At 65.3% G+C, this 24,900-nt stretch carries 22 protein-coding genes and 2 pseudogenes; 14 read left to right on the forward strand and 10 right to left on the reverse strand.

What is annotated here, in order from left to right; translation table 11 throughout:
• Window positions 1-316 precede the first annotated feature (316 nt).
• The 4 genes from AC0MAZ_RS12495 to AC0MAZ_RS12510 are packed head-to-tail and all read left to right on the forward strand — an operon-like array spanning window position 317 to window position 5,422.
• Window positions 317-802, forward strand: a complete 486-nt coding sequence (locus AC0MAZ_RS12495) for a formate dehydrogenase subunit gamma (protein ID WP_203647415.1) — start codon at window positions 317-319, stop codon at window positions 800-802.
• Window positions 796-2,340 (forward strand): formate dehydrogenase beta subunit, encoded by a 1,545-nt coding sequence (locus tag AC0MAZ_RS12500; protein ID WP_232855842.1) that lies wholly within the window; start codon window positions 796-798, stop codon window positions 2,338-2,340. Before AC0MAZ_RS12495 ends, AC0MAZ_RS12500 begins: the two co-directional genes overlap by 7 nt.
• Window positions 2,337-5,213 (forward strand): formate dehydrogenase subunit alpha, encoded by a 2,877-nt coding sequence (gene fdhF, locus AC0MAZ_RS12505; RefSeq protein ID WP_232855843.1) that lies wholly within the window; start codon window positions 2,337-2,339, stop codon window positions 5,211-5,213. The genes AC0MAZ_RS12500 and fdhF overlap by 4 nt, the downstream gene beginning before the upstream one ends.
• Window positions 5,210-5,422, forward strand: coding sequence for a formate dehydrogenase subunit delta (locus AC0MAZ_RS12510; RefSeq protein ID WP_203647412.1), 213 nt, complete (start codon window positions 5,210-5,212; stop codon window positions 5,420-5,422). Before fdhF ends, AC0MAZ_RS12510 begins: the two co-directional genes overlap by 4 nt.
• A gap of 169 nt (window positions 5,423-5,591) precedes the next feature.
• Here the strand turns inward: AC0MAZ_RS12510 and AC0MAZ_RS12515 are convergent, their stop codons facing one another.
• Window positions 5,592-6,011, reverse strand: coding sequence for an N-acetyltransferase family protein (locus AC0MAZ_RS12515; protein ID WP_475861266.1), 420 nt, complete (start codon window positions 6,009-6,011; stop codon window positions 5,592-5,594).
• 161 nt (window positions 6,012-6,172) lie between these two features.
• Between AC0MAZ_RS12515 and AC0MAZ_RS12520 the strand changes: the two genes are divergently transcribed.
• Entirely contained in the window at window positions 6,173-7,987 is a 1,815-nt protein-coding gene (locus AC0MAZ_RS12520) for an ABC transporter ATP-binding protein/permease (RefSeq protein WP_203647410.1), read from the forward strand.
• Between the two features lie 57 nt (window positions 7,988-8,044).
• Here AC0MAZ_RS12520 and AC0MAZ_RS12525 read toward each other — a convergent pair whose 3' ends face one another.
• The 3 genes and pseudogenes from AC0MAZ_RS12525 to AC0MAZ_RS12535 form a co-directional block, all read right to left on the reverse strand.
• Complete coding sequence (locus AC0MAZ_RS12525) at window positions 8,045-9,238, reverse strand: MFS transporter (RefSeq protein WP_475861268.1); 1,194 nt, start codon at window positions 9,236-9,238, stop codon at window positions 8,045-8,047.
• A 192-nt stretch (window positions 9,239-9,430) separates the two neighbouring features.
• Window positions 9,431-10,210 (reverse strand): methyl-accepting chemotaxis protein, encoded by a 780-nt coding sequence (locus AC0MAZ_RS12530; RefSeq protein WP_375547222.1) that lies wholly within the window; start codon window positions 10,208-10,210, stop codon window positions 9,431-9,433.
• A 123-nt stretch (window positions 10,211-10,333) separates the two neighbouring features.
• A pseudogene (locus AC0MAZ_RS12535) lies at window positions 10,334-11,383 on the reverse strand (cache domain-containing protein); the annotation flags it as partial.
• Window positions 11,384-11,954: 571 nt separating this feature from the next.
• Between AC0MAZ_RS12535 and AC0MAZ_RS12540 the strand changes: the two are divergent.
• Both AC0MAZ_RS12540 and AC0MAZ_RS12545 read left to right on the forward strand, forming a co-directional pair.
• Window positions 11,955-12,242 carry a hypothetical protein gene (locus AC0MAZ_RS12540; RefSeq protein ID WP_203647408.1) on the forward strand — a complete coding sequence of 96 codons (288 nt, stop codon included), beginning with the start codon at window positions 11,955-11,957 and terminating at the stop codon, window positions 12,240-12,242.
• A 366-nt stretch (window positions 12,243-12,608) separates the two neighbouring features.
• Window positions 12,609-13,634, forward strand: a complete 1,026-nt coding sequence (locus AC0MAZ_RS12545; protein ID WP_475858338.1) for an IS110 family RNA-guided transposase — start codon at window positions 12,609-12,611, stop codon at window positions 13,632-13,634.
• Window positions 13,635-13,976: 342 nt separating this feature from the next.
• Here AC0MAZ_RS12545 and AC0MAZ_RS12550 read toward each other — a convergent pair whose 3' ends face one another.
• Window positions 13,977-14,426, reverse strand: coding sequence for a GNAT family N-acetyltransferase (locus tag AC0MAZ_RS12550; protein WP_232855849.1), 450 nt, complete (start codon window positions 14,424-14,426; stop codon window positions 13,977-13,979).
• 200 nt (window positions 14,427-14,626) lie between these two features.
• Here AC0MAZ_RS12550 and AC0MAZ_RS12555 point away from each other — a divergent pair, with 200 nt between their 5' ends.
• Together AC0MAZ_RS12555 and AC0MAZ_RS12560 are read left to right on the forward strand one after the other, a co-directional pair.
• Window positions 14,627-14,785, forward strand: coding sequence for a hypothetical protein (locus AC0MAZ_RS12555; protein WP_156177521.1), 159 nt, complete (start codon window positions 14,627-14,629; stop codon window positions 14,783-14,785).
• A 180-nt stretch (window positions 14,786-14,965) separates the two neighbouring features.
• The gene (locus AC0MAZ_RS12560; protein WP_475861269.1) at window positions 14,966-15,337 is read left to right on the forward strand and encodes a hypothetical protein; all 372 of its coding nucleotides are present in this window, start codon (window positions 14,966-14,968) and stop codon (window positions 15,335-15,337) included.
• Window positions 15,338-15,354: 17 nt separating this feature from the next.
• On the opposite strand, the gene AC0MAZ_RS12565 is transcribed toward AC0MAZ_RS12560, so the two are convergent.
• Window positions 15,355-15,927, reverse strand: coding sequence for a biliverdin-producing heme oxygenase (locus AC0MAZ_RS12565; RefSeq protein WP_475861271.1), 573 nt, complete (start codon window positions 15,925-15,927; stop codon window positions 15,355-15,357).
• A gap of 150 nt (window positions 15,928-16,077) precedes the next feature.
• Between AC0MAZ_RS12565 and AC0MAZ_RS12570 the strand changes: the two genes are divergently transcribed.
• On the forward strand, window positions 16,078-17,118 hold the full coding sequence (locus AC0MAZ_RS12570) for a DUF1176 domain-containing protein (protein WP_203647402.1): 1,041 nt from the start codon (window positions 16,078-16,080) through the stop codon (window positions 17,116-17,118).
• 30 nt (window positions 17,119-17,148) lie between these two features.
• The gene (locus tag AC0MAZ_RS12575; protein ID WP_475861273.1) at window positions 17,149-18,198 is read left to right on the forward strand and encodes a DUF1176 domain-containing protein; all 1,050 of its coding nucleotides are present in this window, start codon (window positions 17,149-17,151) and stop codon (window positions 18,196-18,198) included.
• Between the two features lie 171 nt (window positions 18,199-18,369).
• On the opposite strand, the gene AC0MAZ_RS12580 is transcribed toward AC0MAZ_RS12575, so the two are convergent.
• Together AC0MAZ_RS12580 and AC0MAZ_RS12585 are read right to left on the reverse strand one after the other, a co-directional pair.
• Window positions 18,370-19,155: a sulfite exporter TauE/SafE family protein gene (locus AC0MAZ_RS12580; protein ID WP_050705024.1), complete on the reverse strand. Its 786-nt coding sequence runs from the start codon at window positions 19,153-19,155 to the stop codon at window positions 18,370-18,372.
• Window positions 19,156-19,417: 262 nt separating this feature from the next.
• Window positions 19,418-20,020: a helix-turn-helix domain-containing protein gene (locus AC0MAZ_RS12585; protein ID WP_203647400.1), complete on the reverse strand. Its 603-nt coding sequence runs from the start codon at window positions 20,018-20,020 to the stop codon at window positions 19,418-19,420.
• Between the two features lie 113 nt (window positions 20,021-20,133).
• On the opposite strand from AC0MAZ_RS12585, the gene AC0MAZ_RS12590 reads away from it, so the two are divergent.
• From AC0MAZ_RS12590 to AC0MAZ_RS12600, 3 genes are all read left to right on the forward strand, one after another.
• The gene (locus AC0MAZ_RS12590) at window positions 20,134-21,270 is read left to right on the forward strand and encodes an NAD(P)/FAD-dependent oxidoreductase (protein ID WP_203647399.1); all 1,137 of its coding nucleotides are present in this window, start codon (window positions 20,134-20,136) and stop codon (window positions 21,268-21,270) included.
• Window positions 21,271-21,282: 12 nt separating this feature from the next.
• Window positions 21,283-21,663: a RidA family protein gene (locus AC0MAZ_RS12595; RefSeq protein ID WP_110738477.1), complete on the forward strand. Its 381-nt coding sequence runs from the start codon at window positions 21,283-21,285 to the stop codon at window positions 21,661-21,663.
• A gap of 106 nt (window positions 21,664-21,769) precedes the next feature.
• Window positions 21,770-22,834: a YkvI family membrane protein gene (locus AC0MAZ_RS12600; protein WP_475861276.1), complete on the forward strand. Its 1,065-nt coding sequence runs from the start codon at window positions 21,770-21,772 to the stop codon at window positions 22,832-22,834.
• Window positions 22,835-22,876: 42 nt separating this feature from the next.
• Here AC0MAZ_RS12600 and AC0MAZ_RS12605 read toward each other — a convergent pair whose 3' ends face one another.
• Both AC0MAZ_RS12605 and AC0MAZ_RS12610 read right to left on the reverse strand, forming a co-directional pair.
• A complete protein-coding gene (locus tag AC0MAZ_RS12605) occupies window positions 22,877-23,617 on the reverse strand; it encodes a methyl-accepting chemotaxis protein (protein WP_371263136.1) in 741 nt (246 codons plus the stop codon).
• A 162-nt stretch (window positions 23,618-23,779) separates the two neighbouring features.
• Window positions 23,780-24,763, reverse strand: a pseudogene (locus tag AC0MAZ_RS12610) (cache domain-containing protein); the annotation flags it as partial.
• Between the last annotated feature and the right edge of the window lie 137 nt (window positions 24,764-24,900).

Genomic DNA, 24,900 nt, shown 5'->3' on the forward strand with positions numbered 1-24,900 from the left:
CCGGCGATCGTTGCATCAATGCTGAAATCCTGGGGCCGCTCCGCGCCCCTTTCGCGGCACAAGGCCGCTCCTACACAGGCCATTCCTCATCCTCCGGTGGTCGGTTTCAGGACGCGCCGGGTCGCCCGCGCACAACCCCCTCGCGCAATAACTGCCATGCTCTGAGGATGCCCGTGGACCGAGCGCAGCAAGACGCCCGGCCAGGGACAACGAGGGTGCCCGGCCTGCCGCCACCGTGACCTGGCCCGCACCGCAGCTGAACACCGCCGGACCGCCGCCCGCCAACGGGCCGCCCCGGGATGCCGAGGTCTGCTGTATGCCTGATGACTTGAACCACCTGCCCCTGATCCAACGCGTCCTGGCCCGTGAGCAGGACACTCCCGGCGCCCTGTTGCCGATCCTCCACGCCATCCAGGCCGGCGCCGGCTACATTCCCGACAGCGCCGTCGCCGAGATCGCCCATGCCCTCAACCTCAGCCAGGCCGAGGTGCGCGGGGTGATCAGCTTCTATCACGATTTCCGTACCACGCCAGCGGCCCGCCATACCCTGCGTCTGTGCCGCGCCGAGTCCTGTCAGAGCCGCGGCGCCGAGGCGCTGGCCGCGCAGTTGCGTGAGCAGCTTGGGTTGGACGACCACGGTCGCACCGAGGATGGCGCGCTCGACCTGCGCCCGGTGTATTGCCTGGGCGCCTGCGCCTGCTCGCCGGCCCTGGAACTCGATGGCCGGCTCCACGCCCGCGTCACCCCCGAACGCCTGCAGGCGTTGGTGGCCGCTTGCCGCGAGGAGGTGAAGGCATGCTGAACCTGTGCATCCCCTGCGATTCGCTGGCCTGTGCCGTCGGTGCCGACCAGGTGGCCGAGGCGTTGACCCGCGAAGCCGCGCAGCGGCGCCTGCCGCTGCATATCAACCGCACCAGCTCCCGTGGTCTGTACTGGCTGGAGCCGCTGGTGGAGCTGGATACCGCCCAAGGCCGCCTGGGCTTCGGGCCGGTCACCCCCGAGGATGTGCCCGGCCTGCTCGACGCCCTGGCGGGCGACCCCGGTAGCCATGCCCTGGCGTTGGGGCCGGTCGAAGCGATTCCCTACCTGAAGTCCCAGCAACGCCTGCTGTTCGCCCGCGCCGGCATCACCCGGCCGCTGTCGCTGGACGACTATCACGCCAACGGCGGCTTTGAAGGCCTGCGCCAGGCCACCCTGCTGGACGGTGACGAAGTGGTCGCCGCGGTGCTCGACTCCGGGTTGCGGGGCAGGGGCGGCGCGGCGTTCCCCGCGGGCATCAAGTGGCGTACCGTGCGCCAGGCAATGGCCGGGCAGAAGTACGTGGTGTGCAACGCCGACGAAGGCGACTCCGGCACCTTCGCCGACCGCATGCTGATGGAGGGCGATCCGTTCCTGCTGATCGAGGGCATGATCATCGCCGGCCTCGCCGTGGGGGCGAGCATGGGCTACATCTATGTGCGCTCGGAATACCCGGATGCCGTGCGTACGCTGAACGAGGCCATCCTGCTGGCCCGCGAGGCCGGCTATCTGGATGTCGCCGGCAACGGCGTGGCCTTCCACCTCGAGGTGCGGGTGGGGGCCGGGGCGTACATCTGCGGCGAGGAAACCGCGCTGCTCGAGTCCCTCGAGGGCAAGCGCGGCATCGTCCGGGCCAAGCCGCCGCTGCCGGCGCTCGAGGGCCTGTTCGGCCAGCCGACCCTGGTGCACAACGTGCTTACCCTGGCCTCGGTGCCGATCATCCTGGCCAGGGGCGCGGCGTTCTACCGCGACTTCGGCATGGGCCGCTCGACGGGTACCTTGCCGTTCCAGCTGGCCGGCAATGTCCGCCATGGCGGCTTGGTGGAGCGCGCCTTCGGCCTGACCCTGCGCGAGCTGGTGGAAGGCTACGGCGGCGGCACCGCCAGTGGCCGGCCGATCAAGGCGGCGCAGGTCGGCGGCCCGCTGGGCGCCTGGGTGCCGCCCGCACAGTTCGACACCCCGTTGGACTATGAGGCTTTCGCCGCCCTGGGCGCGATGCTCGGCCACGGTGGCGTGGTGCTGGCCGACGACACCCTGAACATGGCGGGCATGGCCCGCTTCGCCCTGCAGTTCTGCGCCGAGGAATCCTGTGGCAAGTGCACGCCGTGCCGGATCGGCTCGACCCGTGGCGTGGAGGTGGTCGACCGCTTGATCGCGAGTACCGACCCGGCCTACCGCGCGAGCCAGGCCGGCCTGCTGCGCGACCTGTGCGACACGATGCAATACGGCTCGCTGTGCGCCATGGGCGGGATGACCCCGTACCCCGTGGTCAGCGCGCTCAAGCACTTCCCCGCCGATTTCGGCCTGGAGGCCGCGCAATGATCAACTACTTCGACCCCCGCAGCGATATCGACCTGGGCACCCCGGAGCGGGTCAACGACGTGCAGGTCAGCCTGGTCATCGATGGCCGTTCGATCAGCGTGCCCGGCGGCACCTCGGTGATGCGCGCCGCCGCCTTGCTCGGCACCAGCATTCCCAAACTGTGCGCCACCGACAGCCTCGAGGCCTTCGGCTCGTGCCGTATGTGCATGGTCGAGATCGACGGCATGCGCGGCTACCCGGCCTCGTGCACCACGCCGGTCAGCGAAGGCATGGTGGTGCGCACCCAGACACCGCGCCTGGCCGACCTGCGGCGCAACGTGATGGAGCTGTACATCTCCGACCACCCGCTGGACTGCCTGACCTGCTCGGCCAACGGCAACTGTGAGCTGCAGACCGTCGCCGGCCAGGTCGGCCTGCGCGAGGTGCGCTACGGCTATGACGGCGCCAATCACCTGAGCGAACAGAAGGACGTGTCCAACCCGTACTTCGACTACGAGCCGAGCAAGTGTATCGTCTGCAACCGCTGCGTGCGGGCCTGTGAGGAGATCCAGGGCACCTTCGCCCTGACCATCATCGGGCGTGGCTTCGACTCGCGGGTGGCGGCGGCCGGCGGCGACGATTTCCTCAGTTCCGAATGCGTGTCCTGCGGCGCCTGCGTGCAGGCCTGCCCGACCGCCACCCTGAGCGAGAAGAGCCTGGTTCAGCTGGGCCAGCCCGAGCGGGCGGTGATCACCACCTGTGCCTACTGTGGCGTGGGTTGCTCGTTCCGCGCCGAGATGAAGGGCGAGCAACTGGTGCGCATGGTCCCGGACAAGAACGGCGGCGCCAACCATGGCCATGCCTGCGTCAAGGGGCGTTTCGCCTGGGGCTACGCGACCCACCCGGACCGCATCACCAAACCGATGATCCGCAAGCGCCTGGAAGACCCGTGGCAGGAGGTCAGCTGGGACGAGGCGGTGACCTATGCCGCCAGCGAGTTCCGGCGGATCCAGCTCAAGTACGGGCGCGATTCCATCGGTGGCATCACCTCCAGCCGCTGCACCAACGAAGAGGCGTACCTGGTACAGAAGCTGGTGCGCACGGCCTTCGGCAACAACAACGTCGACACCTGCGCGCGGGTCTGCCATTCGCCGACCGGCTACGGCCTGAAGCAGACCCTGGGCGAGTCCGCCGGCACCCAGAGCTTCGACTCGGTGATGCAGGCCGACGTGGTGCTGGTGATCGGTGCCAATCCCACCGACGCGCACCCGGTGTTCGGCTCACAGCTCAAGCGTCGCCTGCGCCAGGGCGCCCGGCTGATCGTCATCGACCCGCGCCGCATCGACCTGGTCGATTCGCCCCACGCCCGCGCCGAGCTGCACCTGCAACTGCGACCGGGCACCAACGTGGCCATGCTCAACGCCCTGGCCCATGTGATTGTCACCGAAGGCCTGCTGGCCCAGCACTTCATCGACGCCCGCTGCGAGACCGAGGACTTTGCCCGCTGGCGCGATTTTGTCGCCCAGCCCGACAACGCCCCTGAAGTGCTCGGCCCGGTGTGCGGCGTGCCCGCCGAGCAGATCCGCGCCGCCGCCCGGCTCTACGCCACCGGCGGCAACGCGGCAATCTACTACGGCCTGGGCGTGACCGAGCACAGCCAGGGCAGCACCGCGGTGATGGGCATCGCCAACCTGGCCATGGCCACTGGCAACATCGGCCGCGAAGGGGTTGGGGTGAACCCGCTGCGCGGGCAGAACAACGTGCAGGGCTCATGCGACATGGGCTCGTTCCCTCACGAGCTGCCCGGCTACCGGCATATCTCCAACGAAAGTGTGCGCGCCGAGTTCGAGCAGGCCTGGGGCGTGACCTTGCAACCTGATCCGGGGCTGCGCATTCCCAACATGTTCGAGGCCGCGCTGGACGGCAGCTTCAAGGCGCTGTACTGCCAGGGCGAGGACATCGCCCAGAGCGACCCCAACACCCAGCATGTCACGGCCGCGCTGCTGGCGATGGAGTGCGTGGTGGTGCAGGACATCTTCCTCAACGAGACCGCCAAGTTCGCCCATGTGTTCCTGCCGGGCAGCTCGTTCCTGGAGAAGGACGGCACCTTTACCAACGCCGAGCGGCGCATCTCGCGGGTGCGCAAGGTGATGGAGCCGCTGGCCGGCAAGGCCGACTGGGAGGCCACCGTGGCCCTGGCCGGTGCTTTGGGTTACCCCATGCAATACCGTCATCCCTCCGAGATCATGGACGAGATCGCCCGCCTGACCCCGACCTTCCGCCGGGTCAGCTATGCCGAACTCGACCGCCACGGCAGCCTGCAATGGCCGTGCAACGACGCCGCGCCCGACGGCACGCCGACCATGCACATCGACCAGTTCGTGCGCGGCAAGGGGCGCTTCATGCTCACCGGCTACGTGCCCACCGACGAGAAGGTCAACAGCCGCTACCCGCTACTGCTGACCACCGGGCGTATCCTCAGCCAGTACAACGTCGGCGCGCAGACCCGGCGCACCGACAACGTCGCCTGGCACGACGAGGACCGCCTGGAGATCCATCCCAGCGATGCCGAGAGTCGGGGTATCAGCGACGGTGACTGGGTGGGTATCGGCAGTCGCTCCGGGCAGAGTGTGCTGCGCGCCAGGGTCAGCGGCCGGGTGGCGCCGGGGGTGGTGTACACCACCTTCCACTTCCCCGAGTCCGGCGCCAACGTGATCACCACCGACAACTCCGACTGGGCCACCAACTGCCCGGAATACAAGGTCACTGCGGTGGAAGTGGCAAAGGTGTTCCAGCCGTCGGAATGGCAGAAGCGCTACCAGCGCTTCAGTGACGAGCAGCGCAGGTTGCTCAAGGAGCGGCGGCAGGCCGAAGCGGCGGAGGTGCGCCGATGAGCAGTGACAATCTGGTGAAGATGGCCAACCAGATCGCCCATTACTTCGACAGCGAGCCGGATCACGCCAAGGCGGTGCAGGGAGTCAGGCAGCATCTGCAGAGCTTCTGGACGCCAGCCATGCGCCGGCAGTTGGGTGAACGGCTGCAGGCCGAGGGCGGCGAGGGGCTGGAAGTGTTGGTGCGCGAGGCACTTCAGCCGGTGGTTTGATTGCGCAATTCACGCCGCCCCTGTAGGAGCGGCCTTGTGCCGCGAAAGGGCCGCAAAGCGGCCCCAGGATTTCAGCGTTGACGCTGCAATCGCCGGGGCCGCTACGCAGCCCTTTCGCGGCACAAGGCCGCTCCTACAGGGGGGCGCGATAGGGCCCTGGAACGCTGGCTCAATCGCATCGCCAGAAATAGACCTGCTCCGGGTCCCCTTCGTCGAGGTGCTCGACAACGCCGCTCTCGACAAAGCCCCGGCGCTCCAGCAAGCGGCGCATCGGGCCATTGGAGCGGTTGGTCGAGGTGAACAGCTTCTGTCCCGTGCAGTCGGCCTGTATGCGGGCCAGCAGCGCGGCTCCCAGCCCACTGCGCCGATGGCCCTGGCCGACCATCAGCATCTCGATGAACGCGCAACCGAAGAAGTGCCGGTGCATCACCGCATACGCGGCCACCTTGCCCTGCACCTCGGCCACCAGGCATCGGTACTGCCTGAGCCAGTCGGCAATCTGTTCGGCACGCTGCGGATCCTGGCGGACGACGCTGTCGATGGCGATCAGGGCGAGTAGATCCTGTAGTCCGGCAAGACGAATGTTCATGGCTTGGTTCTGCAGTGGAGGTGTCGCGATTATCCGCGCCCGGACAAGTCATGCACAGACGTTGTTGCAGCGCATGACCTGGATGAAATGTCCGTCATGTTTGCAGGGTCAATGCAGGTCCGGTGCTACGCTCGCAACAACATCCTCTATGGAAGCGCACCATGGACATGAACTGGCACCAGGCCCTGCAAGAGAGCTTGAGCTGGCTGGCAATCGCCTCGTTGGTCACCCTTGTCTGCTTCACCATTACCGCCTTGCTGGCGGTGCGCCATACCCGTTGGGGGGCGCAGTTCTGGCAACTGGCCGGGCCCTATTTCAGCTTCCGTCGCAGTTGGCGACCCCTGCTGGCCTTCGCCCTGCTGCTGGTCCTGACGCTGTTCGCGGTGCGCCTGAACGTGCTGTTCTCGTTCTGGTACAACGGCTTCTACAGCGCCTTGCAGGCACTGGACCAGACCGCGTTCTGGTACCTGCTCGGGGTGTTCGCGGTGCTGGCGACCATCCATGTACTGCGCTCGCTGTTCGCCTTCTACGTCACCCAGGCGTTCAACATCCGCTGGCGGGTGTGGCTCACCGAGCGCCTGACCGCCGACTGGATGCACGGCGATGCCTACTACCGTGGGCAGTTCCTTGCCGAGCCGGTGGACAACCCCGACCAGCGTATCGAACTGGATGTGAACGCCTTCGTCAGCGGCTCCGTGTCGCTGGCGCTGGGGGCGGTCAGCGCGCTGGTGTCGCTGGTGGCCTTTACCGGCATTCTCTGGGGCCTGTCGGCGCCGCTTGAAGTGGCCGGCGTCGAAGTCCCCCGGGCGATGGTGTTCGCCGTGTATGTCTATGTGCTGGTCGCCACCTGGATCGCCTTCCGCCTCGGCCAGCCGCTGATCCGCCTGAACTTCCTCAACGAGAAACTCACCGCCAACTTCCGCTACGCCTTGATGCGCCTGCGCGAGAACGCCGAGAACATCGCCTTCTACCAGGGCGCGCAGGTGGAGCGGGGCACCTTGCTCGGGCGCTTCTTCGCGCTGATCGGCAACGCCTGGGCGCTGGTGTTTCGAAACCTCAAGTTCAGCGGCTTCAACCTGGGCGTCAGCCAGGTAGCGGTGGTGTTCCCGTTCATCCTCCAGGCGCCGCGCTTCTTCAGCGGCGCGATCAAGCTCGGCGATGTGATGCAGACCGCCCAGGCGTTTGGCCAGGTGCAGGATTCGCTGTCGTTCTTCCGGGAGTCCTACGACACCTTCGCCCAGTACCGAGCCACCCTCGATCGTCTGACAGGCTTTCTCGATGCCAACCAGCAGGCCAGCGCCTTGCCGCGCGTGGCCACCGTGGATCAGGCTCATGGATTGGGGATTCATGGCTTGCAGGTGCGACGCCCCGATGGCCATGCGTTGATCGCTGATCTCGATCTAAGCCTGCATAGCGGTCAGGCGCTACTGATCAAAGGACCTTCGGGCAGCGGCAAGACCACCTTGCTGCGCGCCCTGGCGGGCCTGTGGCCTTATGCCGAGGGCGAGGTCAGGCGGCCGTTGGGGACGCAGGCACTGTTCCTCTCGCAGCGCCCGTACCTGCCGCTGGGCGACCTGCGCACTGCCATCGCCTATCCGGCACAGGGCGCGGCCGGCGACGATGCGCGCATGCAGCAGGCCCTGCGCCAGGTCAATCTCGCGCATCTGGCCGAACGGCTGGACGAGCAGCGCGACTGGTCGCGGATTCTGTCGCTGGGCGAACAGCAGCGCCTGGCGTTCTCCCGGGTGCTGTTCAACCGGCCGCAGGTGGTGTTCCTTGACGAGTCCACCTCGGCGATGGATGAAGGGCTGGAGCATGCGCTGTATTCGCTGCTGCGTGCGGAGCTGCCGGCGACGCTGCTGGTCAGTGTCGGGCACCGCAGTACCTTGGCGGGATTCCACTCCCATCGCCTGGAGGTGGACGGGCAGGGGGGATGGTCGTTGCTGGAGCAGCAGCCGGCAGCCATGACCCTGTAGGAGCGGGCTTGCCCCGCGATGGCGTCAGGTCAGGCAATGAAGTTGTTCCTGCCGGCCTCATCGCGGGGCAAGCCCGCTCCCACGATCAGCCATGAACCACAAACCTGCCATTGTGGTAGCGGCGAACACGCCCCCCGCCATGAACGTCGCCTGATACCCCACCCAGTCCCACAGCCCTCCGGCCAGCACACTGGCCACCAGCAACGCCAACCCTGTCACCAGATTGAACACGCCGAATGCGGTCCCCCGCAGATCCTCGGGTGCACTGTCGGCGATCAAGGCGCTGAACACGCCTTGGGTAAACCCCATGTGCAGCCCCCACAGGATCACGCCCAGGGCCAGGCCGGGCAGGCCCGGCAACCAGGCCAGCAGCAGATCGGCCAGCACCAGCAGGGCCAGCCCGATCATCAACACACCCCGTCGCCCGACCTTGTCGGAGAGTGCCCCGGCAGGATAGGCCGACAGTGAATACGCCAGCGACATCAATACCAGCACCGCTGGCGCCCACAAGGCGGCAAGGCCAAGCGCCTGGCCGCGCAGCAGCAGAAATGCTTCGCTGAAGCGCGCCAGGGTGAACAGCGTGGCCAGGATGACCAGGCGCCAGTAACCGTTGCCCAGCCGGGCCAGCTCGCGAAATGCCAGGGGCGCAGCCACTGTGCCGAGCGCAGCAGGTTTTTCGGGCTCGCGGACGAAGGCAACCAGCACATAGAGCGCCATGAACGCCGGAATCACCGCCACCCAGAACACCGTCTGGAAATGGCTGGCGGTCAGCCACATCAACAGGATTGCCAGCAATGGCCCGAGAAACGCCCCGACCGTATCCAGCGCCTGGCGCAGGCCGAAGGCCGCGCCGCGCAGCTCGGCGGGGGTGACATCGGCGATCAGCGCATCCCTAGGCGCGCCGCGGATGCCCTTGCCGACGCGGTCGACGAAGCGCGCCGCGGTCAGCCATTCCAGCCCGGGGGCCAGCGGGAACACCGGCTTGGTCACGGCGGCCAGGCCGTAGCCGATCACCGTCAGCAGCTTGCGCTTGCCCAAGCGGTCGCTGAGGGCGCCGGAGAACACCTTGGTGATCGCCGCCGTCGCCTCGGCGATGCCTTCGATCAGGCCCACGGCCAGCACCGAGGTGCCGAGCACGGTGACCATGTACAGCGGGAGCAGGGCGTGGATCATCTCGGAGGAGATGTCCATCAGCAACGAGACGAAGCCTAAAGCCCAGACGCTGCGGGGGATGGGGCTGTGGTTGGGCATGGTGCTCTCGAGGGTGGCGTCGAGTTCACTGTAGCCGAGCCATACGCAAGTCCTGGTAGGAGCGGCCTTGTGCCGCGAAAGGGGCGCGTAGCGGCCCCGCAGTTTCAGCTTTGACGCATCAATCGCCAGGGCTGCTACGCAGCCATTTCGCGGCACAAGGCCGCTCCTACAGGGCCCGCGTGAAGCCAAAGGTCACGACTTGAAGCGTCCCACCAGCCCGTTCAGCTCATCCGACAACTGCGCCAGCCTGCCGGAGTCGGCCTGGGCGGAGCTGGCCAGCCCCTCCACCAGCCGTGCCTCGTCGTAGATCTGCTGGATATGCCGGTTGATCTCCTCGGCCACGCTGTGCTGCTCCTCGGCGGCGGCGGAGATCTGCAGGTTCTGGTCGCGGATCTCGTTCACCGAGAGCTGGATGCCCTCGAAGCTGTCCCGCGCGCTTTCGATCGACGACACGCTGGCCCGCGACAGGTCCAGGCAGCTTTCCATCTTCTGCGAGACCTCCTGGGTCTTGCCGCCGAGGGTGTTGAGCAACTGGTCGATCTCGCCGGTGGAGTCGGCGGTGCGCTTGGCCAGCGCGCGGACTTCATCGGCCACCACGGCAAAACCACGGCCCTGGTCGCCGGCCCGGGCGGCCTCGATAGCGGCGTTGAGCGCCAGCAGGTTGGTCTGCTCGGCGATGGCGCGGATGGTGCCGAGGATCTGGTTGATGCTGCGGCTGCCTTCCTCCAGCTCGACCATGGCCTGGGACGATTCGCTCAGGCGCCGACCCAGGCGATTGACGTTGTCGGTGGTCGCCTCGATCTGCTGCTTGCCCTCGGCCACCCGGCGGTGGCCATGCTCGGCGGCGTCGGCGGCGCTGCTGCACGAACGCGCCACTTCGTTGGCTGTGGCGACCATCTCGTTGAATGCGGTGGACACCAGCTCCACCGCCTCGCGCTGGCGCCCGGCGGCCTCGTTCATGTTGCCGGCCATTTCGCTATTGCTGCGCGAGGCTTCGTGCAGGTTGGTCGAGGCCGCGCCGATGCGCTGGATCAGCTGGCGGATGGCGGCGAGGAACTTGTTGAACCAGCCGGCCAGCTCGGCGGTTTCGTCCTTGCCCTGTACCTGCAGGTCGCGGCGCAGGTCGCCTTCACCCTCGGCGATCGACTGCAGGCCGATACTGACCTGGCCGATCGGCTTGACGATCACCCGCGAGAACGCCGCCGCCACCAGGGCGAAGACCAGGGCCAGCACCACCACGATCAACGCGGTGACATAGGTCATGCGTGTGGCCGCGGCCATCACCTCGTCGTACTCGATCAGGCCGACGAAGCGCCAGCCAAGGCCTGGCGAGGTCCACACGTTGGCCATGTAGCGCACGCCGTCGATAACCACGTCGGTGGAGCCCTGGGAAGTGGCGGCCAGTTGCGCGTAGGGTACGCCGAGGTCCTTGAGCTGCTTGAAACCGTGGCTGGCGTTGCGTGGGTCGACCAGCACGGTGCCGTCCTCGATCAGCATCACGTAGCCGCTGTCACCCAGCTTGATGCTCTTGACCAGCTCGGTGAGGTTCTTCAGCGACACGCTGACCACGAACACGCCCTTGGCCTTGCCGGTTTCGTCGAGCAGCGCCCGGGCGGTACCGACCAGGGCCACGTCATCCTTGTCGTAGTAATAGGCGGCGGTGCGCACGGTCTTGTCCGGGTTGGCCATGGCGGCCTTGTACCAGGGGCGGGTGCGTGGGTCGTACTTGGCCAGTTGCGGGTCGTCCGGCCATTTGGCGTAGCTGCCGTCCTCGAGGCCGATGGACAGGATCGCCGCCGCCGGGTGGGTGGTGCCGTAGCGGGCGAAGGCGTCGATCACCTTCTGCGCGGCCTCGGGCATCGGCTGGCGGGCGGCATCGGCGCCGGTGTAATCCTTGAGCGAGGTGACCGAGGTGTATACAAGATCCTTGGCCATTTGATCGACGTTCTGCAGCGTGCCATCGAAGAACTGGCGCATGTTGCCGTCGATCTGGCGGATTTCCCGGGTGCTGCCATCGAGGAACTGGTCGACCGCCTCGCTGCGGATGTTCAGCACCGAGATCCCGCCGACCAGGGCGACCGGGATGAAGGCCACCAGTACGAAGGCCAGGATCAGTTTGTTTTTTATTTTCATGGTGACGCCCATCCGTGAGAGTGAAGGGTGTACATGGCCGCTTCGCTGGAGTGGTGGCCACTTGCTACCTTTTCTGTTTCGGCGGGCGGAATATAAACCTTTAGTAGATGTTTCGTGTACAGGAAAATCAGAAATTGTCCTGGCTTTCAGGGCAAGTAGCAGGGCAAACAGTAGGAGAGGCGTGGGAGCGGGCTTGCCCCGCGATGAGGCCAGGACAGCAGTTTCAAGCGGATGACTAAGACTTTCCCTATTTCACGTAGGACGTTTCCCAAGCATGCTTTTACGGCCTTTCAGCTGTTGTTCTGGCCAGTCGCATTCCTTAGTCTCGCCCTGTCGTTGCTGATTCAACGACCGGGTGTGCAAGCCCGAGGATGTGGTTCAAGCCGCTCAATGGCGGCTGTACGTGGGAGGCCTTCGGGCCTGCCGGGTTCCTACATCCACGGTCTTGCACACCCACGTACAGCTGCCTCCATCGTTCCGAGTGCAAGCGGATATCGGCAGCTCCCCTGGCTATGTAGGAGTGCTGAACCATGCTGAAAATCGTGCCCGACCCACCCCGCGTCTTGCCCCGGGAGGTTCGCCCATGACCCTCGATACGACCACCCGAACCTCCCGACCCACCACGGCCAACGCCCATTTCGGCACTTGCCACGACGCCCATCCACCGATGTTCTCGGTGCATGCCGGCATTGATGGCGAGGATGCGCTGGTGTGCGCGGTAGCGGCCTTGCAGGCGGCCTACGAAACCAATGCCATGGCCCTGGAAAAAGCCAGCGAACCACTGCGCAGTCTGCTGGTGGCGACGGAGAACTCCCTGGAGAAAGGGCTGGCCTTGACGTCGGCTGTGCTGGATGGGATAGAGCGGGGTTGATCGGGTCGCTCAGGTACTTTCGGCGCCAAGGTTGTTGACTGTATGAGGGCCGCCAGGTGTCCGCCGCAATCCTTGCAGCGCCTATCAGATCGAGCGCCGCCCGCGCGGCGCATCGCGGCACAAGGCCGCTCCTACATTTGTTGCAACGTACCGAACCTGTCAGGCCATGGTTGCCCGCCTTGGTGCATGTCTTGAGACGAGTGGGGCGGCGGCAATGCCCGCCAAAAAATCGCGTCGAGCGCACAAGGCTGGCAACCATGGCCTGACAGGTTCGGCACGTTGCAACAAATAATGAAATGGCTACCCCCGCCCCACCCTGTGTCAGCCCTCTAAGCTTTCACAGGGTGCCTATCGGAGTGCAACGCCATGAACACTGTCGCCATCATCGCCATCGACCTGGGAAAGTTGAGCTTCCATGTACACGCTCAGGATGATCGGGGTCATGAGCTCTATCACCGCAGGTTCAACCGTGAGTCACTCATCCGCCACCTTGCCAATCTTGCGCCCTGCACGGTGGCGATGGAGGCCTGTGGTGGCTCTCATTTCATGGCGCGAGAGGTGACGAGACAGGGTCATACGCCCAAACTTATTCCCGCACAGTTCGTTCGCCCCTACGTGAAAAGCAACAAGAATGACTTTGCCGATGCTGCCGCTATCGGTGAGGCGGCAACCCGCGATCAGATGCGCTTCGTGCCTCCCAAAACCGAGGCCCAGCAGGCGCTGGCGATGCTCAATTCACTGCGCGACAGCTTCATCAGAGACCGTACTGCCACCATGAACCGCATCCACGCTTATTTGCTCGAGGTGGGGGTCAGTTTGGCACCCACCTTCAAGGCGGTCCGGGAGCTCCCCATTCTGCTGGACGACAGTACCTTCTCACCGTTGATCAAGAAGCTGTTGCTGGACCTACATGCCCACTTCCGCTATCTCGATGATCGGATCAAGGCTCTGGACAAGGAAGTGCATAGCCAGGCCGTTAGCGATGATCTTGCTTCCCGTTTGATGTCGATACCTTGTATTGGCCCGATCACCGCTACCGCCCTGGCTGCGGAATTGGGTGATGGTAAGCAGTTCCGCTGTGGGCGAAATTATTCAGCCTCCATAGGCCTGGTTCCCAGGCAGCACACGACAGGCGGCAAACCTTGCCTGGGGCGAATCAGCAAGCGGGGCGACGGCAATCAGCGACGACTGCTGATCCAGTGCGCGAGGGTCTATCTGATTGGGCTGGAGCGCAAAACCGGCAAGCTGGCGGACTGGGTACGTGGCTTGCTACGTGTTCACCACCCCAACCTGGTGGTGTGCGCTATCGCCAACAAACTGGCCCGAATCGCCTGGGCCATCACGGCACACCACAGCGAATTTAATGCAGGGTCAAGCGCCATGAACGCTTGACCCTGCAGACACACGAGTAACAACCCACCTGGTTTTGCGATGCTGCACACAGATGACGTGAACGGTATACCGGCCTGGCGATCAACCTGAGCTCCTACTCGGCTTCAGAAGCCGAACAAATATCTAGGCTCGTCGGGCGCGATTTTCATCGAGGCGCGGGACCAACCTCCCACACGACGCCGTATAGATTGACGCAAACCAAACTCACGCACATCTCAGTACAGTATTGCAGAAATGGGGGTAACCATAGATGTAGGAGCGGCCTTGTGCCGCGATGCGCCGCGCGGGCGGCGCTCGATCTGATAGGCGCTGCCAGTCTCCCGCCGAACACCCCGACAAGTCTCAGCAATCGAGCATCTTGTGATAGGTCACGAAGTCCTGCTCGGCCACATACCCCAGCGATTCATACAGTGCCTGGGCGGCAAGGTTGCTCCGGGCGGTGTCCAGGCTCAACCGCTGCGCGCCCTCGGCCTGGAAAATCTCGGTCAGTTGCTGCATCAGGTAACGGGCATGACCACCCCTGCGGGCGTGCGGAGCAACGAACAGGTCATACAGCCAGTAGAAGCGCTTCATCGCCAGCGAGCAGGTGGCCGGGTACAACTGGGCAAAAGCGATGGCCTGGCCGTCGGCGTCCAGCAGCAGGTAGATGCGCGAGTTGCCGGTTTCGAGGTTGGCCTTGAGGAATGTGCGGGAAGCGGGGAGGTCATCCGCCTCCTGGTAGAACATCCGGTACTGGTTGAAGAGGTCCGCGGCGGCGTCCAGGTGGTGCAGATCACAGGCAATGACGTTCATGTCGGGGCTCGCAGGAGGGTGGTACACCGTGTGGCGCAGTGCGTGAAGAAAGGATCTGTTGCAAATCCCACGGCCATTGGCCGCTGGCGCGGACTACGCTTTCGACTGTGGCGTGGGCAGGGGCTTGCGATGGTCGCAAGACATTTGAGGCGGGCGCCCCGAGCACGTAGCATCAACTCATCAGCGTACTGGAGGTAGTCATGGCTCGATACGCACCTGCAAAGCAGGACAATACCTTTGTTCCCAAGCAAAAGCGAAGCGGCAAAAGTGATGAAGAGGTTCTTCGCCAGGGTGCCCGTTCAAGCGAGGCGCTGCTTGATTATGTCGAAAAGCATGGAAAGCTGCCTGTAACCAAGTGAGGGGCCGTGCCGTCTGTCAAAGTCTCTGAGCTGTTCAAGCTGGGATTTGAAGATTCAGGTGCAACCCGTTCCTGGTAATGCGGCTCTCCAAGGCTTGTGCCAGGATGCCTGCCCCCTTAAATTCGTCCCCTTCATTTACGGCCATGCACAACCCATGGCCGGCTCCAGGATCAAGGACGAATGTTGCCGCTGCTTTCCCGTTTCCTGCTGCACGCATTGGCCTGTGTGGCGTTTCCCTTCCTCTTGAGCCTGGGCTTCGATCTGTACCGGCAGCATGTTGGCCCGCCCATGGCACGAGGCGTCAGCGTCGGCTTGGCGACGATGATGGTGTTCTACGCCTTCGTGCTCTTCAACCTGCTGATGGTGGCCATTCCAAGGGCGGCCATCCGCTACGGCTTGGCGCTGTTGCTGGTGCTGTTGGTGCTGGCGTTCTTCAATACCTTGCACCCATTGCGGGCGCTGGGTTTTGCGCTGTTATGCGGTGGTTTGTGCGGGGTGGCGATCAGCATGACGCCCGTGGTGACATCGCTGTTGAACAAGTGCCGTAGGTAAGGCCCCAGCGCGGGGGATCAGCAGGCCAGCACGCGTCGCTCTTCAAGCCATCGTTCGAAGCAGGTGAAGGTCTCGACCGCTGCCTTTACCGTCCGGGCCTGGGCGGCAGGCTCCGGATCTGCGCCAGCCAGTCGATCGAGGAAGCTGCGCCAGCGTGCGCCGGTATGCGCGCCGTAGACGTCGAGAAACGCACCGCCGCTGTCGGCGTCGATGTCCAGGCGTTCAGCCATGGCTCGCTTGAGTACCTGGCCGCCCAGGGTGGAGCCTTCCAGTACATACATCACACCGAGTGCACTGGCTTCATCGTCGATGCGAGGCAGGGCGTGGCACAGCGGCAGTGCTTCGACATCGATGGCCAGGGCGCCCAGGTCGCGGGACAAGGCGGGTGTCTTGTTGCGTTCGGTGCCCTGGTACCCGGCCAGCAAGGTGTCCAGCGGCGCATGGAAGCCATGGTAAGCCGCAAGTAGACGCGCATACGCCGCCCGGTCGAAGCCTTCGCTGAAGAACGGCAGGCGCGCCTCCAGCCCTTCGTGGCAGGCGCGGGTACCCTCGCGCAAGGCAAGCAACAGCGGGCTGACGGTAGCGGACATGGCGCAGGCTCTGAACATGACGCAACCGATACTGCCAGATCCCATGGCGCCACCACCACTGCCGATTTTCCGCACCTGGCATTTGATCTGTGGAATCATTGCGCCGCCTCTGGAGTGGGGCTTTCACGGCTAAGACAGGAATGCAGCACGATGCGCGCAACAACAAGGAACTTGCTGGCCCTCGGGCTGGCGTTGCTACCCGGCCTGGTCGGCGCGGCGGAGCCAGAGCCGGTACCGGTGTACCGGGAGATCAAGGACTGGGTGGTGGGCTGCGACAACACGCGCTTCTGCACCGCGGTGCTGGCCGATCATCCGGAGAAGATGCGGGTGGGCATGCTGGTGCAGCGCGAGGCGGGCGCCTGGGGTAACCTGCACCTGACCCTGGTGGGCAGCACTGACTGGTCGGGCGAGCCCCTGCTCGACGGAGAGCTACTGGTCGCACCCTGGCGCATGACCCGCGGCGTCGAGACCACCCTGGAACTGGAGGGCGCCGATGCCTATGCCGTGTTGCGGCAATTGCGCAATGGCCAGCGCCTGGTGGACGACACCCGGCCAGGGGAGCGCGTGAGTTCGCTGCAAGGCCTGAGCGCCGCCTTGCTGCTGATGGATGCGGTGCAGGGCCGGGTCGGTCACTACAGCGCGCTGATGCGACCCGGTGACAGCGTCGCCGACGCCCAGTTGCCCACCCCGGCCAAGCCCCAGGGGCCGGCCTTTGTGGCAGCCACGCCCCTTAGCGAGCAGGAACTGGCGGGCATCAACCCGGTGGTGATGGCCAAGGCGGCCGCCGAAGACCAGTTGAAGAACGAATACGATGTCGCTCCCAAGCTTGAGCTGCATGCCCTGGACAACCAGCATGCCCTGGCGTTGCTCAGCTACAACTGCAACGACTTCCATTGCCTCTACGCGTTGTACAAAGTGTCGCGAGAGGCGCCTTACGCGCTTGGGCCGCTGGAGTTCGAGGCACCGTCCAGCCCGGTGCTGATCAGCCGGATGCGCGACGCTATCGAGTTCTACCCCAAAAAAGGCGAGCTCTACAGCTATGCCAAGGACGACTATCCCGGCAGTTGCGGGGTCGAGGAAAGCTGGCGCTACGACGGCATGCGCATGCGCCTGGTCAGGTTGTCGCGGATGGACCGGTGTGCCGAAGTGGGCACTGACACTTGGCCGGTACTATGGCGCAGCGAAGGCTGAAAACGCGAAAGGGATGTCAGGGGCAACACCATGCAATGGATGAAACGCCACCGTGCGGCACTGCTGCTGGCGCTCATGGCACCACTGGCCGCGCAGGCCGAAAGCGACCCGGCAGCGCTCGAGGCGGTGCCGCTGTACCGGCAGGTCAAGGACTGGGCGGTCGGCTGTGATAACACCCGTGCCTGCACGGCGTTGCTGGCGATCGATGACGAGCTGATGAGCGGCCTGCAGACCATCGTCCGGCGCGAGGCAGGGCCGCAGGGTAAGCTCGAGCTGACGCTGCGTGTCGGGCCGGCGTTTGCCGACCAGGTGTTGCTTGATGGTCAGGAACTGTCTGCTCAATGGCGGCGGATCCAAGGTGAGTACGATTTCGACCTGCAGCTCGAAGGTGATGCGGCACTGGCGCTGATCCGTCAGATACGCAACGGCAATCGCCTGAGTTCGTTGACCGAGGATGGCGAGCTGGTGGCGTCGTTGCAGGGGATTAGTGGCGCGTTGCTGGCCATTGATGCGGTCCAGGGTCGGGTAGGGCATGCCGATGCGCTGGTGCGGGTGGGCGACGTCCCGGCTGCCGAGGTGCCTGACGCTCCTGTCGCGGCGGCGTTGCCGCAGTTTGTCGCCGCGCCTGGCATGAGCGACGAGCAGGCGCATGAAATCGGCAGGACGGTGAAGCGCCAGGCGGGTGTCGAAGGTGATGTGCCGGGCCTCAGCTTTAGCCACTATGAGGTGTACCCGCTGGACGCTGACAGTGCCCTGGTCATTCTCAATGTCGGGTGCAGTGGCGAGTTCTGCGCCAATTACCTGTATCGGGTGTCTCGCACCGAGCCCTACCAGATCAGTGAAATGGCCTTCGAGGCGCCGACGCCGTTACTGGCACCGCAGCTCAGTGGCCATGTGACGTTCGATCCGCAAAGTGGCCAATTGCAGGCCACTGATAAAAGCCTGTTGGAGCGCGGTTGTGGCCTGGTCCAGCAATGGCGCTATGACGGTCAGCGCATGCGCCTGGAGCGGGTGGCCCGGCTGGATCGCTGTGGATACGTAAAGCCGGAATTCTGGCCGGTACTGTGGTGCCTAGGTTGACATGTCCCCTGTAGGAGCGGCCTTGTGCCGCGAAGGGGGCGCGTAGCGGCCCCGGCGATTTTTCCGTCAATGCTGAAATCCTGGGGCCGCTGCGCAGCCCTTTCGCGGCACAAGGCCGCTGCGCAGCCCTTTCGCGGCACAAGGCCGCTCCTACAGGGTCTGAGGGACGGCTCAGAACGCCAGCTTGTAGCCGATCAGCAACAGCATAGTCGCCAGGCAAGGCCGCAGCACGCGGTCGGAGATACGCCCGGTCAGGTGACTGCCCAGGTAGATCCCCGGTAGCGAACCCAGCAGCAGGTAGCCCAACAGCGACCAGTCCATATTGCCCATGCCGGCATGCCCCAGGCCCGCCACCAGGGTCAGCGGCACGGCGTGGGCGATCTCGGTGCCGACCAGGCGGCGGGTGACCAGGAACGGGTACAGCAGGAACAGCGCCACGGTCCCCAGCGCGCCGGCGCCGATGGAGGTGAGGGTGACCATCACGCCCAGCACCACGCCGGTGATCACGGTGAGGATGTTCAGGGTGCGGTCGCTGAGGTGGTAGTGATCGCCGGCATGCTTGCTGGCGAAGGCCTGCAGGCGCGATTTGAACAGGATCGCCAGGGCGGTGAGGATCAGCACCACCGCCAGGCCTTGCTTGATGATGGCGTTGAGCGCGGAGGTGTCGGCGTGCAGGGTGCTGAGGAACCACAGGGTCAGCGCGGCGGCCGGGACGCTGCCCAGGCTCAGCCAGCCGGTGATCTTCCAGTCGATGTTCTTGTTGCGGCCATGCACCCAGACGCCACTGGCCTTGGTGATGGCGGCGTAGAGCAGGTCGGTGCCCACGGCGGTGGCCGGGTTGATGCCGAACCACAGCAGGATCGGGGTCATCAGCGAACCGCCGCCGACGCCGGTCATGCCGACGATGAAGCCCACAACCAGTCCCGCAATGGTGAAACCGAAAGAACCTACATCCATACGCTACTCGACGCCCAGCTTGCCCGTGATCGGATGGATGCCAGCATATAGATTTTTTTATAGCCAAATAGACTTGTTCGTTATTAGGTTATAACTGGCCCGGCTCATTCACTGGCTTTGTGTAGGAGCGGCCTTGTGCCGCGAAAGGGCTGCGCAGCGGCCCTGGCGATTGTTGCTTGAACGCTGAAATCCTGGGGCCGCTCCGCGCCCCGTTCGCGGCACAAGGCCGCTCCTACAGGGGGATGAGTTACCTCCAGGCGCTTCAGCGATCAGTCATCACCACCATCACCTGCGCATCGCCGCCATCCTCGCTCTCCGACAGGTAGATATGCCCCACCTGGCTGTCGAAATACGCAGTCTCCTGAGGCCCGATGCTGACCGCCTCGCCGGTCTCGAATTCGATGCGCACGCGCCCGCTGATGACCATGGCGAACTCCTGGCCGGGGTGGCGGATAAAATCGTCGAACTGGCCGCGTTCACGGGCGATGATGCGGGCATAGGCCGGGGTCATGCGTCGCTCGGGGAAGGCGCCGGCGATCGGGTAGTAGTCGTAGGTGCCGGTGGAATAACCCGCCACCGCCGCCAGCGAATCGACTACCACGGTGGCCGGCTGCGGCGCGCCCACCGGGCCGCTGGCGCGAAACAGCTGGGCGATGTCCAGGTTCAGGGCGCGGGCGGCGGCGGCCAGTTTTTCGTAGCTTACCGAGACCTGCGCCAGCTCCATTTTCGACAGCGTGGACAGCGGTACGCCGCTGAGCGCCGACAGCTGCTTGAGTGTCATCTGCCGGGCCTTGCGCACCTGGCGCAGGCGCGCGCCGACTTCACTGCGGTCGAGCGGGGTGCGGGTGGTGGGGGCGTCGGGCATCGGGGCTCTCGGGCTATGCTGTGGTCGGGCATCTTACCTTGGTGCCTTGCGTATTTCTAAATTCTCATATATTAGAATTCTCACAAATGATAATTAGCGCCGCAGGAGCGTGCATGGGACAGGTCCACGATATTCTGATCATTGGCGCCGGCATCGCTGGCGCCTCCCTGGGTTACCGACTGGCCGGCCAGCGCCAGGTGCTGCTGCTCGAACGCGAGGCGCAGCCGGGCTATCACGCCACCGGGCGCTCGGCGGCGATGTTCATGGAGGCCTACGGCACCCCGCAGATCCAGGCCCTGACCCGCGCCAGCCGGGCGTTCTACGAGCAGCCGCCGGCGGGCTTCTGCGAGCATCCATTGCTCGAACCCCGCGGCTGCCTGTATGTCGCCAGCCATGAGCAGCACGATCTGCTTGAAAGCACCTACGCCCAGAACCTGGCCAACGGCACCGCCGTCAGCCTGCTCGACAGCACGGCGGCGCTCGAGCTGGTGCCGAGCCTGCGCGGCGAACTGCTGGCCGGCGCCGTGCACGAGACCGGGGCGATGGACCTCGACGTGCACGCCCTGCATCAGGGCTTCCTGCGCGGCCTGCGCCAAGCCGGTGGCGAGGTGCGCTGCAATGCCGAGCTGGTGCAGGCGTACTATCTGGATGACCAGTGGCATGTCGAGCTGGCCGACGGCAGCCGCCTGCGCGCACGGCAACTGGTCAATGCCGCCGGCGCCTGGGCCGATCAGGTGGCCGGGCAGTGCGGGATCGGCAAGGTCGGCCTGCAGCCGTGCCGGCGCAGCGCGTTCACCTTTCCTGGCCCGGCGCAGCACGACTTCGCCCGTTGGCCGGCAGTGATCGGCGTCGACGAGAGCTTCTACTTCAAGCCCGACGCCGGCCAACTGCTGGGCTCGCCCGCCAATGCCGACCCGGTCGAGCCGCAGGACGCCGCGCCCGAAGAGCTGGACCTGGCGCTGGGGATCTACAACATCGAGGCGATGACCACCCTCGAGATCCGCCGGCCCAGCCACAGCTGGGCGGGGCTGCGATCGTTCGTCGCCGATGGCGACCTGGTGATCGGCTTCGACCCGGTTTCCCCCGCGTTCTTCTGGCTGGCCGCCCAGGGCGGCTACGGTATCCAGTCCGCCGCCGGGGCTTCGCGCCTGGCGGCCGACCTGTTGCTGGGCCTGCCGCTGTGCGCCAGCCTTGTCAGCCAGGGGGTCGAGCCAGCACGGTTGTCCCCGGCACGTTTCATCCAACCCTGAATGGAGCATCCCATGAGCAATGAGATCCAGCGTTTTCCCAGCAGCCTGCCGTTTCCCTTCTCCCGTGCGGTGAAGGCCGGGGGCTTTCTGTTCCTGTCCGGGCAGGTGCCGATGAGCCCGGGCGGCGAGGTGGTGCGTGGCGATATCCAGGCGCAGACCCGGGCGGCCTGCGAGCGTATCGCCGAGAGCCTGGCGGCGTGCGGCGCGCGCTTCGACCAGGTGGTCAAGTGCACCGTGTGGTTGTCGGACATGAGCCATTTCGCCGGCTTCAACGAGGTCTACAAGGAGTTCTTCGGTGCGGCGCTGCCGGTGCGTTCGACGGTGGCCTCGGCACTGGCGCTGGGGGTGGATGTGGAGATCGAGGTGCAGGCCTACATCGGTCAGGACAACTGACACTGTGGGAGCGGGCTTGTCCCGCGATACAGCCATCGCGGGGCAAGCCCGCTCCCACAACAACCCCTGCAACGACCCGACACAACAATAAAAACCAGAGGTGCACATGCAAGAGCAGCTGAAGATCGCCGGCGCATTCGTCGGCGTGATCGTGGGGGCGGGCTTTGCGTCCGGGCGGGAACTGCTGTTGTTCTTCGTCGATTTCGGCGTCTGGGGACTGGTCGGCGCGCTGGTCAGCGCCGCGCTGTTCACGTTTCTCGGCATGGCCCTGGCGGGGCTGGGCAACCGCCTGAAGGCCACCTCGCACAAGGAGGTGATCCAGGCCATCTGCGGTCGCCACCTGGGCGTGCTGGTCGACTGGCTCATTACCTTCTTCATGTTCGGCGTGACCGTGGTCATGCTCGCCGGTGGCGGTGCACTGCTTGAACAGCAGTTCGGCATTCCGGCGCTGGCCGGCAGCGTGCTGGTTACCGTGCTGGTGGTGGCCATCGTCTGCCTGGATGTGCAGAAGGTGATGGTGGCCATCGGCGCGATCACCCCGTTGCTGATCCTGGTGGCCTCGGCCATCGCACTGTATGCGGTGTGTACCCGCAGCTTAAGTTTCGCGGCGCTCGACCAGGTGGCCAGCCAGCAGGAGGCGGGCACCCATCACTGGTTGCTTGGGGCGTTCCTGTATGTCTCCTACAACATCGTTGCCGGCGCGCCGATCCTGGCGATCCTCGGCGGCTCGGCACGCAATGGACGGGTTGCCGTGGTCGGCGGCCTGCTGGGCGGCGCGGCGCTGGGCGGGCTGATGCTGGTGATGAGCGCGGGGCTGCTGTCGCGCCTGGACAGCGTGGCCGCGCTGCCGATGCCGATGCTGTCGATTGCCAGCGGGGTGTCGCCGCTGCTCGGGCTGGTGATGTGCCTGATCATCTTCGGGATGATCGTCAACACGGCGGTGGGGACGCTGTTCTCGTTCCTGTCGCGATTGCTGCCGGCGGGCACGGTGAAGTTTCGCTGGGGGGCGGTGGTGGCCGGTGGGGTGGGGTTCGTCTGCAGCCTGGTGGGGTTCATCAGCCTGGTCGGGCAGGTGTATCCGCTGTTCGGCTACCTGGGGTTCGTGCTGATGGCGGCGGTGCTGGTGGGGTGGTTGCGGCGGGGCAGGGGGGCGAAGGTGGCGGTGGCCTGAGGCAAGCCCGCTCCCGCAGTGCATGCGGGAGCGGGCGGCAGGTCAGATGCGGAAGCTGCCGACCAGTTGCTTCAGGCGCCCGGCCTGCTGGCTCAGGGCGTCGCAGTGGCGCAGGGTTTCGTTGAGGTTCTCCACCCCTTGCTGGTTCAGCGCGTTGATCTGGGTGATATCCAGGTTCAGGCTCTCGACCACGGCGGTCTGCTCTTCGGTGGCAGTGGCCACCGACTGGTTCATGCCGTCGATCTCGCCGATGCGCTGGGTGACGCTGGCCAGGCGCTCGCCGGCCTCGTTGGCCACCTGCACGGTCTCTTCGCTGGAGACCTGGCTGGTGTTCATGGTGTGCACCGCCTCGCGCGAGCCAACTTGCAGGCTGGTGATCATGCGGTGGATCTCTTCGGCCGACTCCTGGGTGCGGTGGGCCAGGTTGCGCACTTCGTCGGCGACCACGGCGAAGCCACGGCCGGCTTCACCGGCACGGGCGGCCTCGATGGCGGCGTTGAGCGCCAGCAGGTTGGTCTGCTGGGAGATGCCCTTGATCACGTCGAGGATCTTGCCGATCTCGTCGGTGCTGGCGTTGAGGGTCTCGATCTGCTCGCAGGACTCGCTGATGCGCTCGGACAGGGCGGTCATGGCGCTGATGGCCTCTTCGACCACCTGGCGGCCACCGTTGGCCTGCTCGCTGGCGCCGCTGGCATGCTGCGAGGCATCGGCGGCGTTGCGGGCGATCTCCTGGGTGGCGGCGCCCAGCTCGTTGATGGCGGCGGCGACGCTGTTGGTGCGCATGCTCTGCTCTTCGGAGCCGGAGAGCGAGGCGTTGGAGGCGCCCACGACTTTTTCCGACAGGTCATGCACCAGGCGGGTGGCCGACGACACTTCGCTGATCGAGGCATGGATACGCTCGACGAAGCGGTTGAACGAGGTGGCCAGCTCGCCGAATTCGTCCTTCTGCTGCACGGCCAGGCGGCGGGTCAGGTCGCCTTCGCCTTCGGCGATGTCCTGCATGGCGCGGCCCATGGTGGTCAGCGGGCTCATCAGCACCGGGATCAGCAGGCCCAGCAGGCCGGCGATGACGGCCACGGCGATGAGCATGGCGATGATGGCCGAAGTGCGGAACTGGCTCAGCGGGGCGTAGGCTTTTTCTTTGTCGATCGACAGGCCGATGTACCACTGCGCCGACGGCAGGCCGTCAACCGGGGCGAAGGAGATGATGCGCTCCTTGCCATCGAGGCTCACTTCCTGGATGCCGGTTTCCACGCGCAGCGGCGAGCCCGGGTAGATGTCCTTGAGGTTCTTCATCACCCGGTCCTTGTCCGGGCTGACGATCACCTGGCCATTGCGGTCGACCAGGAAGGCGTGGCCGATACCGCCGAAGTCGACGGCGTTGATGATGTCGACCAGGGTGTTCAGGCTCAGGTCACCGCCGACCACACCGATCAGCTCGCCGCTACCCTTGGCCTTGACCGGCATGGCGATGGTCACCACCAGGCCACCTACCGCCGCCATGTAGGGCGGGGTCAGCATGGTCTGGTTGGCGGCCACGGCCTGGGTGTACCAGGGGCGCTGACGCGGGTCGTAGCCATCGGGCATCTTGGCGTCGGGGCGCTGGGTGAACAGGCCGGTGTTCTGGCCGAAGTAGGTGAACTGGAAGTTGCTGGTGTACGACGGTTGGTCGACCAGGCCCGGCACGTTGCTGCCGGCACCCTGCTGGGCGATGTCCTGGGCCAGGTTCTCCAGCACCAGGATGCGTCCGCTCATCCAGTTCTGCACGCTGCTGGCGGTCTGCGCGCCGGCCTGGCGCACCGAGGACTCGATGTTCTGGCGGATGGTGTTGCGCTGCAGGTAGTCGTTGTAGAGGGTGAACAGCGCAAAGGCCAGTACGACGACGGCGCAGGCACTGAGCAGGATCTTGTGGCGGAATTTCAGGTTCATGTTTCGAGACCTTGAGCCAGTGAAAGGAGGGCGCCGCGTGCTTGTGGCACGAATGGCGGAGCCTGTTGCAACGCTATCGGCCGAATCTGAAAAATGTTGAAAGACTAAATGTCGCAGTGCTTGGCGCAATTGCCCTA

The organism is Pseudomonas sp. A, from assembly GCF_056270345.1.

What these genes read in the sequence shown, in the direction of transcription:
- AC0MAZ_RS12495 (WP_203647415.1), top strand. Translation starts at nt 317, where the DNA reads ATGCCTGATGACTTGAACCACCTGCCCCTGATCCAACGCGTCCTGGCC.
- AC0MAZ_RS12500 (WP_232855842.1), top strand. Translation starts at nt 796, where the DNA reads ATGCTGAACCTGTGCATCCCCTGCGATTCGCTGGCCTGTGCCGTCGGT.
- fdhF (WP_232855843.1), top strand. Translation starts at nt 2,337, where the DNA reads ATGATCAACTACTTCGACCCCCGCAGCGATATCGACCTGGGCACCCCG.
- AC0MAZ_RS12510 (WP_203647412.1), top strand. Translation starts at nt 5,210, where the DNA reads ATGAGCAGTGACAATCTGGTGAAGATGGCCAACCAGATCGCCCATTAC.
- AC0MAZ_RS12515 (WP_475861266.1), bottom strand. Translation starts at nt 6,011, where the DNA reads ATGAACATTCGTCTTGCCGGACTACAGGATCTACTCGCCCTGATCGCC.
- AC0MAZ_RS12520 (WP_203647410.1), top strand. Translation starts at nt 6,173, where the DNA reads ATGGACATGAACTGGCACCAGGCCCTGCAAGAGAGCTTGAGCTGGCTG.
- AC0MAZ_RS12525 (WP_475861268.1), bottom strand. Translation starts at nt 9,238, where the DNA reads ATGCCCAACCACAGCCCCATCCCCCGCAGCGTCTGGGCTTTAGGCTTC.
- AC0MAZ_RS12530 (WP_375547222.1), bottom strand. Translation starts at nt 10,210, where the DNA reads ATGGCCGGCAACATGAACGAGGCCGCCGGGCGCCAGCGCGAGGCGGTG.
- AC0MAZ_RS12540 (WP_203647408.1), top strand. Translation starts at nt 11,955, where the DNA reads ATGACCCTCGATACGACCACCCGAACCTCCCGACCCACCACGGCCAAC.
- AC0MAZ_RS12545 (WP_475858338.1), top strand. Translation starts at nt 12,609, where the DNA reads ATGAACACTGTCGCCATCATCGCCATCGACCTGGGAAAGTTGAGCTTC.
- AC0MAZ_RS12550 (WP_232855849.1), bottom strand. Translation starts at nt 14,426, where the DNA reads ATGAACGTCATTGCCTGTGATCTGCACCACCTGGACGCCGCCGCGGAC.
- AC0MAZ_RS12555 (WP_156177521.1), top strand. Translation starts at nt 14,627, where the DNA reads ATGGCTCGATACGCACCTGCAAAGCAGGACAATACCTTTGTTCCCAAG.
- AC0MAZ_RS12560 (WP_475861269.1), top strand. Translation starts at nt 14,966, where the DNA reads ATGTTGCCGCTGCTTTCCCGTTTCCTGCTGCACGCATTGGCCTGTGTG.
- AC0MAZ_RS12565 (WP_475861271.1), bottom strand. Translation starts at nt 15,927, where the DNA reads ATGTCCGCTACCGTCAGCCCGCTGTTGCTTGCCTTGCGCGAGGGTACC.
- AC0MAZ_RS12570 (WP_203647402.1), top strand. Translation starts at nt 16,078, where the DNA reads ATGCGCGCAACAACAAGGAACTTGCTGGCCCTCGGGCTGGCGTTGCTA.
- AC0MAZ_RS12575 (WP_475861273.1), top strand. Translation starts at nt 17,149, where the DNA reads ATGCAATGGATGAAACGCCACCGTGCGGCACTGCTGCTGGCGCTCATG.
- AC0MAZ_RS12580 (WP_050705024.1), bottom strand. Translation starts at nt 19,155, where the DNA reads ATGGATGTAGGTTCTTTCGGTTTCACCATTGCGGGACTGGTTGTGGGC.
- AC0MAZ_RS12585 (WP_203647400.1), bottom strand. Translation starts at nt 20,020, where the DNA reads ATGCCCGACGCCCCCACCACCCGCACCCCGCTCGACCGCAGTGAAGTC.
- AC0MAZ_RS12590 (WP_203647399.1), top strand. Translation starts at nt 20,134, where the DNA reads ATGGGACAGGTCCACGATATTCTGATCATTGGCGCCGGCATCGCTGGC.
- AC0MAZ_RS12595 (WP_110738477.1), top strand. Translation starts at nt 21,283, where the DNA reads ATGAGCAATGAGATCCAGCGTTTTCCCAGCAGCCTGCCGTTTCCCTTC.
- AC0MAZ_RS12600 (WP_475861276.1), top strand. Translation starts at nt 21,770, where the DNA reads ATGCAAGAGCAGCTGAAGATCGCCGGCGCATTCGTCGGCGTGATCGTG.
- AC0MAZ_RS12605 (WP_371263136.1), bottom strand. Translation starts at nt 23,617, where the DNA reads ATGCGCACCAACAGCGTCGCCGCCGCCATCAACGAGCTGGGCGCCGCC.